15 protein-coding genes are annotated in these 15,317 nt (G+C 73.1%); 10 read left to right on the top strand and 5 right to left on the bottom strand.

Annotation, left to right across the window (positions count from 1 at the left end; genetic code table 11):
- Nucleotides 1-48: 48 nt before the first annotated feature.
- A complete protein-coding gene (locus ACIBP6_RS45090) occupies nucleotides 49-1,029 on the bottom strand; it encodes an aldo/keto reductase (RefSeq protein WP_397061191.1) in 981 nt (326 codons plus the stop codon).
- Nucleotides 1,030-1,102: 73 nt separating this feature from the next.
- Here ACIBP6_RS45090 and ACIBP6_RS45085 point away from each other — a divergent pair, with 73 nt between their 5' ends.
- Both ACIBP6_RS45085 and ACIBP6_RS45080 read left to right on the top strand, forming a co-directional pair.
- Entirely contained in the window at nucleotides 1,103-2,377 is a 1,275-nt protein-coding gene (locus ACIBP6_RS45085; protein WP_397061189.1) for an MATE family efflux transporter, read from the top strand.
- Nucleotides 2,378-2,398: 21 nt separating this feature from the next.
- Nucleotides 2,399-3,403: a hypothetical protein gene (locus ACIBP6_RS45080; RefSeq protein ID WP_397061187.1), complete on the top strand. Its 1,005-nt coding sequence runs from the start codon at nucleotides 2,399-2,401 to the stop codon at nucleotides 3,401-3,403.
- 239 nt (nucleotides 3,404-3,642) lie between these two features.
- Here ACIBP6_RS45080 and ACIBP6_RS45075 read toward each other — a convergent pair whose 3' ends face one another.
- On the bottom strand, nucleotides 3,643-4,005 hold the full coding sequence (locus ACIBP6_RS45075; protein WP_397061185.1) for a hypothetical protein: 363 nt from the start codon (nucleotides 4,003-4,005) through the stop codon (nucleotides 3,643-3,645).
- Between the two features lie 71 nt (nucleotides 4,006-4,076).
- Between ACIBP6_RS45075 and lhgO the strand changes: the two genes are divergently transcribed.
- The 4 genes from lhgO (at nucleotide 4,077) to ACIBP6_RS45055 (ending at nucleotide 8,111) form a co-directional block, all read left to right on the top strand.
- Nucleotides 4,077-5,267, top strand: coding sequence for an L-2-hydroxyglutarate oxidase (gene lhgO, locus ACIBP6_RS45070; RefSeq protein ID WP_397061183.1), 1,191 nt, complete (start codon nucleotides 4,077-4,079; stop codon nucleotides 5,265-5,267).
- Nucleotides 5,268-5,284: 17 nt separating this feature from the next.
- Complete coding sequence (locus ACIBP6_RS45065) at nucleotides 5,285-5,977, top strand: response regulator transcription factor (RefSeq protein ID WP_397061181.1); 693 nt, start codon at nucleotides 5,285-5,287, stop codon at nucleotides 5,975-5,977.
- Entirely contained in the window at nucleotides 5,977-7,389 is a 1,413-nt protein-coding gene (locus tag ACIBP6_RS45060) for a sensor histidine kinase (protein WP_397061179.1), read from the top strand. The genes ACIBP6_RS45065 and ACIBP6_RS45060 overlap by 1 nt, the downstream gene beginning before the upstream one ends.
- Nucleotides 7,390-7,454: 65 nt before the next feature.
- Nucleotides 7,455-8,111 carry a response regulator transcription factor gene (locus tag ACIBP6_RS45055; protein WP_132618146.1) on the top strand — a complete coding sequence of 219 codons (657 nt, stop codon included), beginning with the start codon at nucleotides 7,455-7,457 and terminating at the stop codon, nucleotides 8,109-8,111.
- On the opposite strand, the gene ACIBP6_RS45050 is transcribed toward ACIBP6_RS45055, so the two are convergent.
- The gene (locus tag ACIBP6_RS45050) at nucleotides 8,108-8,908 is read right to left on the bottom strand and encodes an SDR family NAD(P)-dependent oxidoreductase (protein WP_397061178.1); all 801 of its coding nucleotides are present in this window, start codon (nucleotides 8,906-8,908) and stop codon (nucleotides 8,108-8,110) included. The two genes, ACIBP6_RS45055 and ACIBP6_RS45050, sit on opposite strands and share 4 nt — an antisense overlap.
- A 55-nt stretch (nucleotides 8,909-8,963) precedes the next feature.
- On the opposite strand from ACIBP6_RS45050, the gene ACIBP6_RS45045 reads away from it, so the two are divergent.
- Complete coding sequence (locus ACIBP6_RS45045) at nucleotides 8,964-9,566, top strand: TetR/AcrR family transcriptional regulator (RefSeq protein ID WP_397061177.1); 603 nt, start codon at nucleotides 8,964-8,966, stop codon at nucleotides 9,564-9,566.
- Here ACIBP6_RS45045 and ACIBP6_RS45040 read toward each other — a convergent pair.
- Nucleotides 9,558-10,169 carry a class I SAM-dependent methyltransferase gene (locus ACIBP6_RS45040; RefSeq protein ID WP_397061175.1) on the bottom strand — a complete coding sequence of 204 codons (612 nt, stop codon included), beginning with the start codon at nucleotides 10,167-10,169 and terminating at the stop codon, nucleotides 9,558-9,560. The genes ACIBP6_RS45045 and ACIBP6_RS45040 overlap by 9 nt on opposite strands.
- Before the next feature lie 39 nt (nucleotides 10,170-10,208).
- Here ACIBP6_RS45040 and ACIBP6_RS45035 point away from each other — a divergent pair, with 39 nt between their 5' ends.
- From ACIBP6_RS45035 to ACIBP6_RS45025, 3 genes are read left to right on the top strand one after another with little or no spacing between them, the layout of a single operon-like run.
- The gene (locus ACIBP6_RS45035) at nucleotides 10,209-10,649 is read left to right on the top strand and encodes a MerR family transcriptional regulator (RefSeq protein ID WP_397061173.1); all 441 of its coding nucleotides are present in this window, start codon (nucleotides 10,209-10,211) and stop codon (nucleotides 10,647-10,649) included.
- A gap of 58 nt (nucleotides 10,650-10,707) precedes the next feature.
- Nucleotides 10,708-12,594: an ABC transporter gene (locus ACIBP6_RS45030; RefSeq protein WP_397061171.1), complete on the top strand. Its 1,887-nt coding sequence runs from the start codon at nucleotides 10,708-10,710 to the stop codon at nucleotides 12,592-12,594.
- A complete protein-coding gene (locus ACIBP6_RS45025; RefSeq protein WP_397061169.1) occupies nucleotides 12,591-14,399 on the top strand; it encodes a GTPase in 1,809 nt (602 codons plus the stop codon). Before ACIBP6_RS45030 ends, ACIBP6_RS45025 begins: the two co-directional genes overlap by 4 nt.
- A gap of 10 nt (nucleotides 14,400-14,409) precedes the next feature.
- Here the strand turns inward: ACIBP6_RS45025 and ACIBP6_RS45020 are convergent, their stop codons facing one another.
- Nucleotides 14,410-15,312, bottom strand: coding sequence for a LysR family transcriptional regulator (locus ACIBP6_RS45020; RefSeq protein ID WP_397061167.1), 903 nt, complete (start codon nucleotides 15,310-15,312; stop codon nucleotides 14,410-14,412).
- Nucleotides 15,313-15,317: the final 5 nt, after the last annotated feature.

Raw genomic sequence — 15,317 nt, 5'->3', positions numbered from 1 at the left:
GGCCTGCTCCTGCTCATCGTCGTGGTCGGCGCCCTGCTCAGCTGAGCCTCACCAGGCGTAGTCCTCCGGCGCGGTGCGGTGGCCCGGGAAGATCTCGTCGAGGCGGGCCAGGGCGGCGTCGTCCAGGTCGATCTCCAGGGCCCGCAGGCTGTTCTCCAGCTGCTCCATCGTGCGCGGGCCGATGATCGGCGCGGTGACCGCCCGCTGCTTGAGCAGCCAGGCCAGGGCCACGTCAGCCGGGTGCTGGCCCAGCTCGTCGCAGAGCTTCTCGTACTGCTCGATCTTGTCGCGGTGCTTCTCGAGCTGCTTGACCATGTGGTCGGCGACCGAGCGGCCCGTGTCGGCGCCGCTGTCGAGCTTGCGCAGCACGCCGCTGAGCAGGCCGCCCGCCAGCGGGCTCCACGGGATCACGCCGATCCCGTAGTCCTCGCACGCCGGCAGCACCTCCATCTCGACCGCGCGGGTGAGCAGGTTGTAGTGGGACTGCTCGCTCACCAGGCCCATGAACCGCCGCCGGGCCGCGCTCTCCTGCGCCTTGGCGAGGTGCCAGCCGGCGAAGTTGGACGAGCCCACGTACAGGATCTTGCCCTGCTGCCGCAGGACCTCCATGGCCTCCCAGAACTCCTCGAACGGCGTGTTCCTGTCGACGTGGTGGGCCTGGTAGACGTCGATGTAGTCGGTCCGCAGCCGCTTGAGGGACGCGTCGCAGGCCCGCCGGATGTTGAGGGCGGAAAGCCGGCGCTCGTTGGGCCAGTCGCCCATGTCGCCGTAGAGCTTGGTCGCGATGACCGTCCGCTCGCGGCGTCCGCCCCCCTGGGCGAACCACCGGCCGATGATGCTCTCCGTGACGCCCTCACCTTTCTTGCCGCCGTAGGTGTTGGCGGTGTCGAAGAAGTTCAGGCCCAGCTCGTGAGCCCGGTCCATGATCGCGAAGGAGTCTTCTTCCGAGGTGCGGGGGCCGAAGTTCATGGTGCCGAGGCAGAGCGGGCTGACCAGCAGACCGCTGCGTCCGAGGTTCACGTAGTCCATGTGTCTCACCCTAGGAAGCTGGAGTGCACTCCAGGCCATAGATTTCTTTCATGATCCTGAATATTCCGATGTCATGATCAGTCTGCTGCGTGCCGCCTTCCCCCTCCTCGCGGCGATGATCGCCGGGATGGTCGGAACGCTGGTTGTCACGTCGGTGCTCGGCCACCACGACACCGTCACGCTCGCCGCCTTCGCGCTGGTGACGGCCGTGCTGAACCCGGCGAGCGCCGCCGTCCAGGGCGCGCTGCGCGGGCTCGGGCCGTTCGTGGCCCCGTACCGCGACGATCCGGGGGCGGCCGTGCCGGTCGTCCGCGACGCGCGCTGGCTCAGCATGGTCGCCGGGACGTTCGGCGCGCTCGCGGTGCTGAGCGTGCCGCTGCTCGCCGGCGCCACCGGAGTGCCCGGTGAGGTCGTCCGCGAGATGGGCGCGCTGCCCTGGTTCCTCGCGGTGTACCTGCTGGTCTTCGCCTCCACCGGGGGCACGAGCACCATCCTGGTCGCGCTCGGGCGGCCCCGTAACGTGCTGTGGCCGACCCTCGTCTACGCCGTCGGGCTGGGCGGGCTGTCCGCCCTGCTGGTGCCGTCGCTCGGGCTGACGGGGGTCGGCATCGCCTGGGCGGTCTCGGGCGTGGTGGCCGCGGTCGTGGCCGCCGGCCTCCTGCGCCGCGCGCTCGGACGGCCCGTCGGGCAGGCGCGGCCCCGGGTGCGGGAGATCGCCACGCTCGCGAAGGTCAGCATCCCGCTGGCGGGGACCGTGCTGATCAAATTCGGCGTGCTGGCGGTCGTCACCTTCGCCGCGAGCTCCACCGGCGCGCGCGACACGGCCGCCCACGCGGTGCTGACCACGCTCACCGGCCTGATCATGATGGTCTCGCTCTCCGTCGCCCAGGTCTCGGTGCCCGAGGTGGCCCGCGCCGCCGACCCCGCCGGAGCGCGCCGGGCCAGTCGCACCGCGGCGCTGCTCGCCGTCGTGGGGACGCTCGTCGTGGCCGCCCTGCTGCTCGCGCTCGGGCAGCCGCTGGTGGGGCTGTTCACCGCCGACCCGGCGGTGCGGGAGCGCGTGCTCGCGCTGCTGCCGCTGATGTCGCTGGCGTCGGTGCTCGACGCGGCCCAGGCCGTGCAGGGTTTCGGTCTCACCGCGCTCAAGCGCTCGTCGGCCAGCCTGCTGTTCTTCGCGATCGGGTACGGGCTGCTCGTCGTGGCCGCCGTTCCCGTGGCCCGTACGTGGGGCATCACCGGGCTGTGGGCCGCCCTGGCGGTGGCCAACGGGCTCCTGCTCGTGCTCCAGGGCGCCGGCTTCCACCGCCACAGCGCCCGGGTCGGCGCGCGGGATCACGTCGCCGGGTGACCGGTGGGGCATGATGGCGGCGTGGGGGAAGTCGTGATCCGGATGCTCGCCGTCGTGGCGGCGCTCTGCCTGCTGCCCGCCGCCCCGGCCTGGGCGGCGCCTGACGACGAGCGGCCACAGCGGCTGTTCACGTTCAAGGACGCGGGGATCACCGAGTCGAGCGGGCTGGCCGTGTCGCCGACGCGCGACGACGTCTACTACACCCACAACGACAGCGCCGACACCCCGACGTTCTACGCCGTCGACGGTGGGGGGCGGACGCTGGGCACGTTCCAGGTGCGCGGGGCCGAGGCGCGCGACTGGGAGGCCATGGCCGCCACCCGCGACCCGGAGAGCGGGCGGGGCGTGCTCTGGTTCGCCGACATCGGCGACAATCTCGACGGCGCCTGGCCCGACATCTCCGTCTACAAGGTGATGGAGCCGCGCACGCTCGGCGACGCCACGCTGCCCGCCACCCGCTACCGGTTCCGGTACGCCGACGGGGCCCGCAACGCCGAGGGCGTCATGGTCCACCCGAGGACCGGACGGCTGTACGTGGTGTCGAAGGAGTTCGCCGGCTCGGTGTACGCCGCGCCGAAGCGGCTGCGCGCCGACCGGGTCAACGTGCTGCGCAAGGTCGCGAACGCGCCGCTGATGGCCACGGACGCCGCCTACGCTCCCGACGGCTCCTCGTACGTCATCCGCACCTACTTCTCGGCGACCCTCTACCGGCCCTCCGGCGAGCAGATCACCAGGGTGACGATGCCGGAGCTGGAGCAGGCCGAGTCGATCACGTACACGCGCGACGGGTCGGCGCTGCTCACCGGGTCGGAGGGGGCGCGCAGCCCGGTCTACCGCGTCCCGCTCCCGGCCGCTGCCCGCCCGTCGCCGACCCCCACCCCGACGCCGACACCGGTCGAGGAGGAGTCGACCCCGGTGGCCGCCTCCCGGAGCGCGGGGCTGACGGCCAACGACGTACTCATCTGGCTCGCCGCCGCCGTGGCCGCCATCGGCGTGATCACCTTCCTGGCCCGCCGCACCCGCTGACCGCCTCAGAACCGCTCACCGCCGTTGTGGGCTGATGTCCCTTTTGAAGTTGGTCTTGTTCGCGGAGGCCAGGGTGCACGGGCGGCGTTGCGGTGGGGTGGCGGTGAGGCTGGTGAGCGTCTCCCTGGAAGGTCGGGCAGCCGGGTCGGCGGGTGGGGCCCACCGTGCGGAGCCGTAAAGGAAAAGCCCACCGTGCGGAGCCGTGAAGGAAAAGCCCACCGTGCGGAGCCGTGAAGCGGTCAGCGGCGGGAGGTGAAGAGGTCGCCGCGGAGGGCGCGTTCGACGGCGGAGATCGAGCGGGACAGCCGCACCAGCCGTGGCCCCTCCTGGCGGTAGGTGTCCAGGACGGCCTCGATGGCGTGCGGCGGCAGGTGGCCCTTCAGGTCCACCGCCGCCGCCCGGTAGCCGGCGCGCGCGGCCTCGACGGCCGAGTTCACGTGGTGCCGGGCCATCGCGGCCAGCGCCACCGGGTGCCGCTTGAGCACCTCGTACGCCCGGTAGTCGGGCGGCACCGCGTCGAGCAGCCAGGCCACGGCCGAGGTCTCCCAGTCAGGAACGCTGGGCGGGCGGACCTCGGCGGGCCACTCCGGCGGGACGTACATGGGAAACATCGTACTCATGTTCGATTCGTCCGGATATGGCGGGATGAGGCGGTAGGCCGGAAAATCGAGGTGTGACGGAGAAGATCGGGATCGTGGGCGCGGGCATCGTCGGGCTGGCGGTGGCGCGTGAGCTGGCCGCCGCCAGAGGTGCCGAGGTGACCGTGCTGGAGAAGGAGGAGCGCGTCGGCGTCCACCAGACCGGCCACAACAGCGGCGTCGTGCACGCGGGCATCTACTACCAGCCCGGCTCGCTCAAGGCCAGGCTCTGCCGGGAGGGCGTGGCGCTGCTCAAGGAGTACTGCGCCGCCCACGGCCTGCCGTACGACGAGGTCGGCAAGCTGGTCGTGGCCTCCACCCGCGCCGAGCGCCCGCAGCTGCGCGCGCTGGCGGAGCGGGCGCGGGCCAACGGCGTGCCGGGCATCGCCGAGCTGGACGCGCTCGGTCTGCGCGAGATCGAGCCGCACGCGGTCGGCGTCGCCGCCGTGCACTCGCCGCACACCGCCGTCTGCGACTTCCCGGCCGTCGCCCGCAGGCTCGCCCAGGACGTGGCCGAGCTGGGCGGTTCCGTGCATCTCTCGCACCCGGTCAGGGCCATCAGGGAACGGGCCGGACGGGTGGAGGTGCTGGCCGGGCGGCGCGGGTTCGCCTTCGACCGTCTGGTGGTGTGCGCCGGGCTGGGCACCGACGCGGTGGCCCGGATGGCCGGGGCGCCGGGCGAGGTGCGGATCGTGCCGTTCAAGGGCGAGTTCTACGCGCTCCAAGGAGCCGCCAGGAATTTGGTCAGGGGCCTGATCTACCCGGTGCCCGACCCGCGTTACCCGTTCCTCGGCGTGCACCTGACCCGGCAGATCGGCGGCGAGGTCCTGGTGGGGCCGAACGCGGTGCTCGCCCTCGCCTACGAGGCGTACGACGGGCGCGGCTTCCGCGACGCCGGGCGGATCCTCGGCTGGCCGGGGACGCTGCGCATGGCCAGGACCCACTGGCGTACCGGGATCAGGGAGACCTACGGCTCGCTGGTCAAGGGCGCGTTCGTCAGGGGAGCCCGGCGCTATGTGCCCGAGCTCACCGCCGCGGACCTCGTGCGGGCTCCCGGCGGCGTCCGCGCGCAGGCCGTCGCCAGGGACGGCCGCCTGGTGGACGACTTCGTGGTGGACGTCCAGGGCCGGGTGGTGCTGGTCAGGAACGCCCCTTCGCCGGCGGCCACGTCCAGCCTGGCGATCGCCCGGCATATTGCCGGAATTGTCCCAGCACTCGTCCGATGAGGGCATCCTAGGTGGTGATGGAATCACGCCTGCTGATCGTCGAGGACGACCCCAACATCCTCGAACTCCTCGCCGCGAGCCTGAGGTTCGCGGGTTTCGACGTGACCACCGCCAAAAGCGGTCAGGACGCCGTCGCAGCCGTTCAACGGCACCGCCCCGACCTGATGGTGCTCGACGTGATGCTGCCCGACCTCGACGGGTTCGAGATCGTCAAGCGGTTGCGCGGCGGCGGGGTGCGCACGCCGGTCGTGTTCCTGACCGCCCGTGACGAGACCGAGGACAAGATCCGCGGCCTCACGATCGGCGGCGACGACTACGTGACCAAGCCGTTCAGCCTGGAGGAGGTCGTCGCCCGGATCCACGCGGTGCTCCGCCGCACCAGCGGCGACGGGCAGGCGCCGCCGCCCCGGCTGACGTTCGCCGACATCGAGCTGGACGAGGAGAGCCACGAGGTGTGGCGCGGCGGGCACGCGGTGGCGCTGTCGCCGACCGAGTTCAAGCTGCTGCGCTACTTCATGACCAACCCCGGCCGGGTGTTGTCCAAGCCGCAGATCCTCGACCACGTGTGGGACTACGACTTCCGCGGCGAGGTCGGCATCGTCGAGTCGTACGTCTCGGTGCTCCGCAGGAAGATCGACAATCGCAGCCCCCGGCTCATCCACACGCTGCGCGGAGTCGGCTACGTCCTGCGCCTGCCACCGGGCCCCTGATGCGCGGCCTGCCGCTGCGGATCAAGCTGATCGCGGCCATGCTGGCGCTGCTCGGGTTCGGCCTGAGCTTCATCGGCCTGGTGAGCGTCTCGGTGCTGCACGGCTACCTCATCGACCGCGTCGACAGCCAGCTCAGCCTGCTCAGCGTCCGCATGCACAAGAAGGTGCTGAGCGACTGGAAGAAGGACCGCGAGACCGCCGACCGGCCGATCACCATCGAGTCGGACGCGGTCGTGCTGGTCAAGGAGCCCGGCGGCGTGTTCGAGCCGATGCTCGACGACCGCGACGTCGACCTGAAGCCCAAACCGGTGTTGTCGCCCTCGCCGGGCGCCGACCCCTACACCGCGCCGGCCGTCACCGGAGACGGCGAATGGCGGGTGCTGGAGAGCGAGGTGCAGCGCCGCACGCTCGTCGTCGCGGTCGACCTGGAGGAGGTCGACGCCATCACCACCCGGCTCGTGCTCATCGAGCTGCTCGGCGGCGGCGGCATCCTGCTCATCCTGGCCGTGGTCGGCATCACCATCGTCCGCCGCAGCATGCGCCCGCTCGCCCAGATCGAGCGCACGGCCGAGGCCATCGCGGGCGGCGAGCTGGGCCGCCGGGTGCCGGACGGCGACCCCCGTACCGAGGTGGGCCGCCTGGCCACGTCGCTGAACGGCATGCTGGCGCAGATCGAGACGGCGTTCGCGGCGCGGTCGGCGTCGGAGGCCGCGGCCCGGCGCTCCGAGCTGCGCATGCGCGAGTTCGTCGGCGACGCCTCCCACGAGCTGCGCACCCCGCTGACCTCGATCCTGGGCTTCGCCGAGTACGCCCGCCAGAACCCGGGCGCCGACCCCGCCGAGCTCATGCAGCGCGTCGAGCAGGCCGCCGGCCGGATGAGCCTGCTGGTGGACGACCTGCTGCTGCTGGCCAGGGTGGACCAGCAGCGGCCGCTCCAGACGCGTCCGGTGGACATGCTGGCCCTGGCCGCCGACGCCGTGCAGGAGGCCAGGATCCTCGCCCCCGAACGGGCGATCAAGCTGGACGTGGTCGGCGGCGCCGCCCTCATCGTCTCCGGCGACGAGGTGCGCCTGCGCCAGGTCATCAGCAACCTCGTCACCAACGCCATCGTGCACACCGAGCCCGGCTCGCCGATCGTCGTCCGGGCCGGGGCGGATGCCGAGACCCTGTTCATCGAGGTCGTCGACAACGGCCCCGGCCTCACGCCGGAGCAGGTCGAGCGGGTCTTCGAACGGTTCTACCGGGCCGACTCCGCCCGCTCGCGCCGCCGTTCCGCCGAGGACCGGGGCAGCGGCCTGGGGCTGGCCATCGTGCAGGCGCTCGTCCAGGCCCACGGGGGCGCGGTCACGGTCGAGAGCTCGCCCGAGTCCGGCTCGACCTTCCGGGTGGAACTCCCACTCGCCTTGGAGTGACCGTTCAGGAAAACCTCAGGTCGTTGCGTCACGCTGATCGGGTGACGAAGCCCGAGGCGCTGATCATGGTCGTGGACGACGAGCCCAGTATCAGGGATCTGCTCTCCGCCAGCCTGCGTTTCTCCGGGTTCGAGGTGCTCACCGCCGCCGACGGGCAGGAGGCCGTCGAGGTGGCCGAGCGGGCCTCGCCCGACCTCGTGGTGCTCGACGTGATGCTGCCCGACCTCGACGGGTTCGAGGTGGCCAAGCGGATCTCCGCGCCCGTGCTGTTCCTGTCCGCGCGCGACGCCACCGAGGACAAGATCGCGGGGCTGCGGATCGGCGACGACTACGTGACCAAGCCGTTCAGCCTGGAGGAGGTCCAGGCCAGGATCAGGGCCGTGCTCCGGCGTACGCAGGGGGAGGCCGCCCCCGTCAGCAGGCTGAAGGTCGCCGACCTGGAGCTGGACGAGGAGTCGCGCGAGGTCTGGCGCGGCGGCCGGCAGGTGCGCCTGTCACCCACCGAGTACAAGCTGCTGCACTACTTCATGGTCAACGCCGGGCGCGTGCTGTCGAAGGCGCAGATCCTCGACCACGTGTGGAACTACGACTTCGGCGGCGACGCGGGCGTCGTGGAGTCGTACGTGTCGTACCTGCGGCGCAAGGTGGACGACGTCGAGCCCCGCCTCATCCACACCCTGCGCAGCGTCGGCTACGTGCTGCGGGAGCCGCCCGCCGGTTAGTGGACGCCCAGGATGGTGCCGCCGTCCACCCGGAGCGTGGTGCCGGTCACGTAGTCGGCGAGCGGGCCGCTGAGGTAGAGGACCGCGGCGGCGATCTCCTCGGGCCGGCCGAACCGGCCGATGTCGTTGGGCGCCACGTGCTCGATCGCGTGGGGCTCGATCTCCTCCCACGTCTCGCCCCAGCCGCGGGCCGGCGCGAGCTTCGTGAACAGCCGCCGGGTGGTCTCGACCAGGACGGCGCCGGGGGCGACGGTGTTGGAGGTGATCCCGCTGCCCTTCAGCTCGCAGGCCAGTGACACCGTGAGGTTGTGGCGGGCGGCCAGACTGGCGTTGTAGTCGGGCAGGTCGGCGCCCGGCTGCAGGGCGAGCCCGCCGCCGATCTGGATGAAGCGGCCCCATCCGCGTTCGCGCATGCCCGGGAGCAGCCGTTTGATCATGCGGACCACGGAGATGACGTTGGTCTCGTAGAGCTCGCGCCAGTCGTCTTCGGTGGCCTCCTCCCATGTACGGCTGGGGTAGGCGCCGGCGTTGTTGACCAGGATGTCGATCGGGCCGCCTTCGAGTGCCGCCTCGGCCGCGGCGTCGGCGCCAGCGTCGGTGGTCAGGTCGCCGATCGCGGCGCGGGCGGTGCCGCCGGTCGCGCGGATGGCGGCGGTGACGGCCTCGGTACGAACGCGTTCGCGGCCGTGGACGACCACGTCGGCGCCCTCGGCCGCCATCGCCTTGGCGATGACCTCGCCGATGCCCGAGCTGGCGCCGGTGACCAGCGCGCGCCTGCCTGTGAGGTGCAGATCCATGGTGTCCTCCCATGTCTACAGTCGTAGACTTCTTTCTGAGTCTACACTTGTAGACATGACCGACAGCACCCCCGGCGACCCGACCGAGCAGGAAGGCCGCGGCGCGCGTCGCCGCGACGCCGCCGTCACCAGGCAGGCCATCCTGGACGCGGCGGTCGCCGCGTTCACCCGGCACGGGTACGACGGGGTGGGCGTACGCGACATCGCCAGCAACGCGGGCGTGACCGCGATGCTCATCAACCGCTATTTCGGGTCGAAGGAGCGGCTGTTCGCCGAGGCCGTCGACGTGGCCTTCGCCCCGCGCACGGTCATCTCCGGCACGGGCGCGGACCTGCCCCGGGCGACCGCCCGCGCGCTGGTGACACGGACGGCCCCGGACGCGGAGGAGCTCGGGCCGTTCCTGCTCCTGCTGAGGTCGGCGGCCAACCCGAGCGCCGCCGCGATCATGCGCGAGGCCATCGCCCGGCACGCCGGGCGGCACCTCACCGAAGAACTGTCCGACGGGGTCAGCGCGGAGCTGATGCTCGCCGTCCAGGCGGGAGTGTGGCTGATGCGCAGCGTCCTCGGCACGACGGCGCTGGCCGAAGGGGAGCCCGAGGAGCTCGCCGGGCGGGTCGAGTCGCTCTTCCAGGCCCTGGCCGACCCCGCGTCAGGGTGAGTCGGCCAGGACGCAGACAGCGGGCGGGTCGAGGTCGAGCAGCTCGGTCCGCGTCGCGCTGAACCCGGCCGCCACGAGCAGGTCGCCGATCCGGCGGGCGGCCTCCAGCGAGGTGTCCCTGGTCGCTTCCTTTGCGCGCGGCTGGGAGACGATGGCGATGCGCCCGCCGGGCGCGAGCCGTGCGCGCAGGTCCGCGAGCCGTTCGGCCGGGGCCGTCCAGTGGCCGAGGGTGTTGACGGCCAGGACGGCGTCGAACGGGCCGTCGAGCGGCAGCCGTTCCGCCTCGCCCAGGGTGAGCGTGACCCGGCCGGCCCTGATGGCGGCGGCGTTGCGCCTGGACGCCTGCCGGAGCATCACGGCGGAACGGTCGATCCCGTACACGTGCCCCGAGTCGCCGACCCGGCGGCTCAGCTCGGCGACCGCGATGCCGGGGCCGAACCCGATCTCCAGAACCCTGTCCCCGGGCCGGACGCCGAGCAGCCCGGCGGCCCAGACGTTACGCCGGCGGTTGGACGGGCGGTGCGCCAGCACCCAGCCCACCACGCGCCCGGCCGCGCCCCGGGGATGGCCGAACTGGGTCACGAGAATGCGTCTGATGTCCATGACCCGCAGCCAACCCCTTCACGTACGCTTGAAGGCAAGATGACCGAGCTGACCGTCGGCGAGTTGGCGCGGCGCACCGGCGTCGCCGCCTCGGCGCTGCGTTACTGGGACGCGATCGGGCTGCTGCCCGCCACCCGGGTCTCCGGGCAGCGGCGCTACCCTGAGTCGGCGGTCTCTCTGGTCGGGGCCATCCTGCTGCTTCGTGACGCCGGGTTCTCGCTGGCCGAGCAGAAGGCGCTCGCCGCCGCCCGCCCTGCCGACCCTGACGAGTGGCGGCGGCTGGCGCGGCGCAAGCAGGCCGAGCTCGACGACCAGATTGCCACGGCCCTGGCCGCCCGCGAGGCCATCGCCCACGCGCTGCGCTGCGTCCATCCGGACGTCCACGACTGCCCGACGTTCCACGGCGTCGTCGCCGCCCGCCTGTCCGGCAAGCCTCTCGGACAAGCCCACACACACGACACCGACCCGGCGGACCGCTGAAGGCATCCCCTTCGCGGTGGACCGCTGAAGAGGGCCTGCCGTGGGTAGCGTGATCGGTATGGACCTGCTGGGTGCGCTGGAGTCACTGCGCCGGCCGCTCGACCGCGACCTGTTCCCGCTCGCCGTGGGCGACGCCGGGGCGGAACGGCGCGCGTTGCGCGAGCTGACCGGCCAGCTCGACGACTACCTGCTGCCCAGGCTGCGCGCCATCGACGCGCCGCTGCTCGCCGTCGTCGGCGGCTCCACCGGGGCGGGCAAGTCGACGCTGGTCAACTCGCTGGTCGGGGCCGACGTGACCGAGCCGGGCGTGCTGCGGCCCACCACGCTGGTGCCCACGCTCGTGGTCAGCCCCGCCGACCGGACCTGGTTCATGGGCCAGAACGTCCTGCCCGGCCTCTCCCGCGCCACCGGCTCGGGGCCGGGCGCGCTGCGCGTGATCACCTCCGACACGCTCGGAGAAGGGCTGGCGCTGCTCGACGCCCCCGACATCGACTCCGTGGTGACCGCCAACCGCGAGCTCGCCGCGCAGCTGCTGGCCGCCGCCGACCTGTGGTTGTTCGTCACGACCGCCGCCAGGTACGCCGACGAGGTGCCGTGGAGCTTCCTGCGTTCCGCCCGCGAACGCAGCACCGCGCTGGCCGTCGTCCTCGACCGGGTGCCGCCCGACGCGGTGGAGCCGGTCTCCCGCGATCTCACCCGCCTCCTCGCCGAGAACGGCCTTGAGGGCACCCGCCTGTTCACCGTCCCCGAGGCGCCGCTGCCCGACGAGAAGGCGCGGCTGCCCGCGTCGTACGTCGGGCCCATCTCGTCCTGGCTGGCCGAGCTGGCCGCCGACGCCGCCGAGCGGTCCCGCGTCGTACGCCAGACGCTCTCCGGGGCGCTCGACAGCCTGTCCACCCGGGTGCCGGCGCTGGCCGCCGCCGTCGATCGCCAGCAGGCCGCCTTCGACGGGCTGCGCTCCATCGTCTCGGGCACGTACGCGGGCGGCATGGCCGACTTCGACGCCGGCATGCGCGACGGGTCGCTGCTGCGGGGCGAGGTGCTCGCCCGCTGGCAGGACTTCATCGGCACCGGTGACCTCATGCGCTCCCTGGAGAGCCGGGTGGGCTGGATCCGCGACCGGGTCGTCGGCTTCTTCACGGGGAAAGTGCCGGAGGCGCAGCTGCGCGACGCCCTGGAGAGCGGCGTGGAGTCCCTCATCAGGGGCGCCGCCGACGGGGCCGCCGAGCGGGCCCTGGAAGGCTGGTCGGCCGCCCCCGGAGGCCCCGGCCTGCTCGAACGCCTCGGCGCCGTCGAGGCCGCCCGCCTCGGCCGCGCCTCACCCGACCTCGCCAAGCGTGCCGAGGTGGCGGTGCGCGGATGGCAGGAGTTCGTCCTCGATCTCGTACGCGAGGAAGGCGGTGAGCGCCGTACGGCGGCCCGGGTGGCGTCGTTCGGCGTGAACGGCGCCGGGCTGCTGCTCATGCTGGCCGTGTTCGCCTCCACGGGTGGGCTGACCGGGATCGAGGTGGGGATCGCGGGCGGGACGAGCGTACTGTCGCAGAAGCTGCTGGAGGCCGTCTTCGGCGACCAGGCGGTACGGACGCTCACCATCCGGGCACGCGACGACCTGCGCGAACGCGTGCGCATCCTGCTGGACGAGGAAGCCGCCCGCTTCACCGCCATCCTCGAAACGGCCGAACCCCCGAAGGGCACCTCGGCCGCCCTCCGCGAGGCCGCCCGCCAGATCCACCGCCACCGCGCCACCCTGCCCACCACGACGGGCCTGCCGACGCGGGAACCCGGTGAGCTACGCGGTGCGGGAACGCGAGAGATGCCGGTCCCGGAGCCCCCGACGCGGGCGCAGGGCGATGACCCCGATGCGTCCACGGCGGAGTTGCCGGTGCTGGGGGAGGGGCGGCGTGCTCGCGGGCGGGGCGACGCCGGACCTGAGGAGGCGTCGTGAAGCTGCTGCGGCGCAAAGAGGGGCCGTCGCTCGATGCTCGGGTGGATGCCCTGCTGGAGGCGGCGTCGCTGGGCGAGGGGCGTCTGTCGGAGCAGGCCGTGTCGGCCGCCCGGGCGGTGGCCGAACGTGCCGGGGCACGACGGGGGCTCTCCGTCGACCACACCGTGGCCGCTCTGGCCGGGGCCACCGGGAGCGGGAAGTCGTCCCTCTTCAACGCTCTCGCGGGTGACGAGGTGGCGGCCGTGGGCGTCACCCGGCCCACGACCTCCACGGCCCAGGCGGTTCTCTGGGACGGCGAGGGCGCGGGTCCGCTGCTGGACTGGCTCGACATCCCGCAGCGCCACTCCGCCCGGTCCCACGCCGACGCCGGGACGCCTGACATGTCCGGGCTGGTCCTGCTCGACCTGCCCGACCACGACTCCATCCGCCTGTCCCACCGCCTGGAGGTCGACCGTCTGGTCGAGCTGGTGGACCTGCTGGTCTGGGTGGTCGATCCGCAGAAGTACGCCGACGCCGCACTCCACGAGCGCTATCTGCGCCCGCTGGCCGCGCACCGCGGCGTGATGCTGGTGGTCCTCAACCAGGTCGACCGCCTGCCCGCCCAGGCCGTCGACCGCTGCCTGGGCGACCTGCGCCACCTGCTGGACGGCGACGGCCTGACGGACGTGCCGGTCCTCGCCGTGTCGGCGCGTACCGGGCAGGGGATGGACGACCTGCGCAAGCTTCTCAACGACCGGGTGGCGCAGCGTACGGCGTGGTCCGCCCGCCTGGCGGCCGACGTCACGACCGCCGCCGCCCACCTGACCACCGCCGGCCCCGCCGCTCCCGGGCCGGAGCCGGTCGCGTCCGGCGGCGTCCTCACCCAGGGCCGGGCCGAGCCCGTCGGAGAGGGCGTGACGCCACAACCGGCGGGTGAGGGCAAGCGGCTGGAGGTGGCCGGCAGGGCGCTCACCGGGGCGCTGTGCGCGGCGGCCGGGGTGCCCGTCGTGGTGGAGGCCGTGGCGAAGGGGCACCGGCACCGCGCCGTCGTCGCCACCGGCTGGCCGGTCACCCGATGGGTCCGGAGGTTCCGCCCCGACCCGCTGCGCAGACTCCGCATCGGCGTCGCCCCGACCACGAAACCCGAGCTTCCCGCCCGCGCGAAACAGGACGACAAGCCTGTCCGCGTGTCCGTTCCCGGCGGGGACGCCGGTCGAGCGGCAGCTCCGGAGCGGGCGCCCGGGGGGATCGTCGGGCGGACGTCCGTTCCGGCGGCGTCGGTGGTGCAGCGGGCTCAGGTCGAGACGGCCATCAGGGACGTCGGTGAGGTGGCCGCGTCCGGGCTGCCGGGGCCGTGGGCGGCCTCGGTGCGGCACGCGGCGCGGTCGCACGCCCGTGAGCTCGCCGACGCGGTGGACCGGGTGGTGGCCACGACCTCGGCCGGCGCGACGAAGCGCCCGCGCTGGTGGCGGGCCGTGAACGTGCTGCAGTGGCTGGTGTTCGCCGCCATGCTGGCCGGGGTGGTCTGGCTGGGCATCCTGTTCGCGGTGGACTATCTGCGCCTGCCCGAGCCGCCGGTGCCGACCGCCGGGGAGGTGCCGTGGCCGACGGTGCTGCTGCTGGGCGGCGTGGCGGCGGGCGTGCTGATCGCGTTGTTGTCGCGGCTGACGGCCTGGGCGGGCGGCGCGCGCCGGGCCCGCCGTACGGCCAAGGCCCTGCGTACGGCCATCGACCAGGTCGGCGCCGAGCTCGTACTGGAGCCCGTGAAGGCGGAACTGGAGACGTACGACCGCTTCACCGACGCCCTCACCCGCGCCCGCGCCTGAAGCGGCACGTTCACTGCGACCCCAGTGAGCCGCCGACCGTGCGCAGGGCCGACAGGAGGGGACTCAGCAGCGGATGGGCCTCCGAGCCGCGGCGTACGGCGGCGAAGACGCGGCGCTCGGGCCCCGGCGTGTGCCGTACCACGACCCCCGGCGCCGCCATGTCGCGCAACGCCAGCCGCGGCACGAGAGCCACCCCGGCCCCCGCCCCGACCAGCGCGACCACGGCACGGAAGTCGTCGGAGCAGTGCACGAGGTTCGGCGTGAACCCCACCTGCTGGCACGCGAACGTGATCACGTCGTGCACCGGATTGCCCGGATAAGGCCCGATCCAGGTCTCCGCGGCCAGCGACACCAGCGTGGCCGACTCGGCCAGCGGATGGCCCTGCGGAAGGACCAGGTCGAACGGCTCAGCGTAGAGGGGGCTGCGCCACAACCGGCGATCCGAGGCGTCGGGAGCGCCCCGGTATTCGACGGTGACGGCCAGGTCGGCCTCGCCGTCCAGCAGCATGGCCAGGCTGTGGTCGCCCTCGGCGTCGAGCACCCGCACCCGCAGTCCCGGCGCGGACGCGCGCAGCGCCGCGATCGCCGGGGAGAGCGCCGCGCTGATCGCCGTCGCGAAGCAGGCCACGGTGACCTCGCCCGCCTCGCCGGTGGTGTACGCGGCCACCTCGGCCTCGGCCCGCTCCAGCTGGGCGAGCACCTCGTTGGCGTGCCCCAGCATGATCTTGCCGACGGCCGTGAGCCGGACCCCGCGCCCGTCGCGGGTGAACAGCCGGTGGCCCACCTCGTGCTCCAGCGCGACGAGCTGCTGGGACACGGCGGACGGGGTGAGGTGCAGCGCCGCCGCGGCCGCGGTGACCGTGCCATGATCGGCCACCGCACGCAACGTCCGCAGCCGCCGCGTGTCGATCATGGCCT

This window comes from Nonomuraea terrae, from assembly GCF_044465245.1.
Taxonomy (GTDB): domain Bacteria; phylum Actinomycetota; class Actinomycetes; order Streptosporangiales; family Streptosporangiaceae; genus Nonomuraea; species Nonomuraea terrae.
Note: the sequence above shows the minus strand (reverse complement) of the source record. Positions and strands in the feature narration are given on the sequence as shown.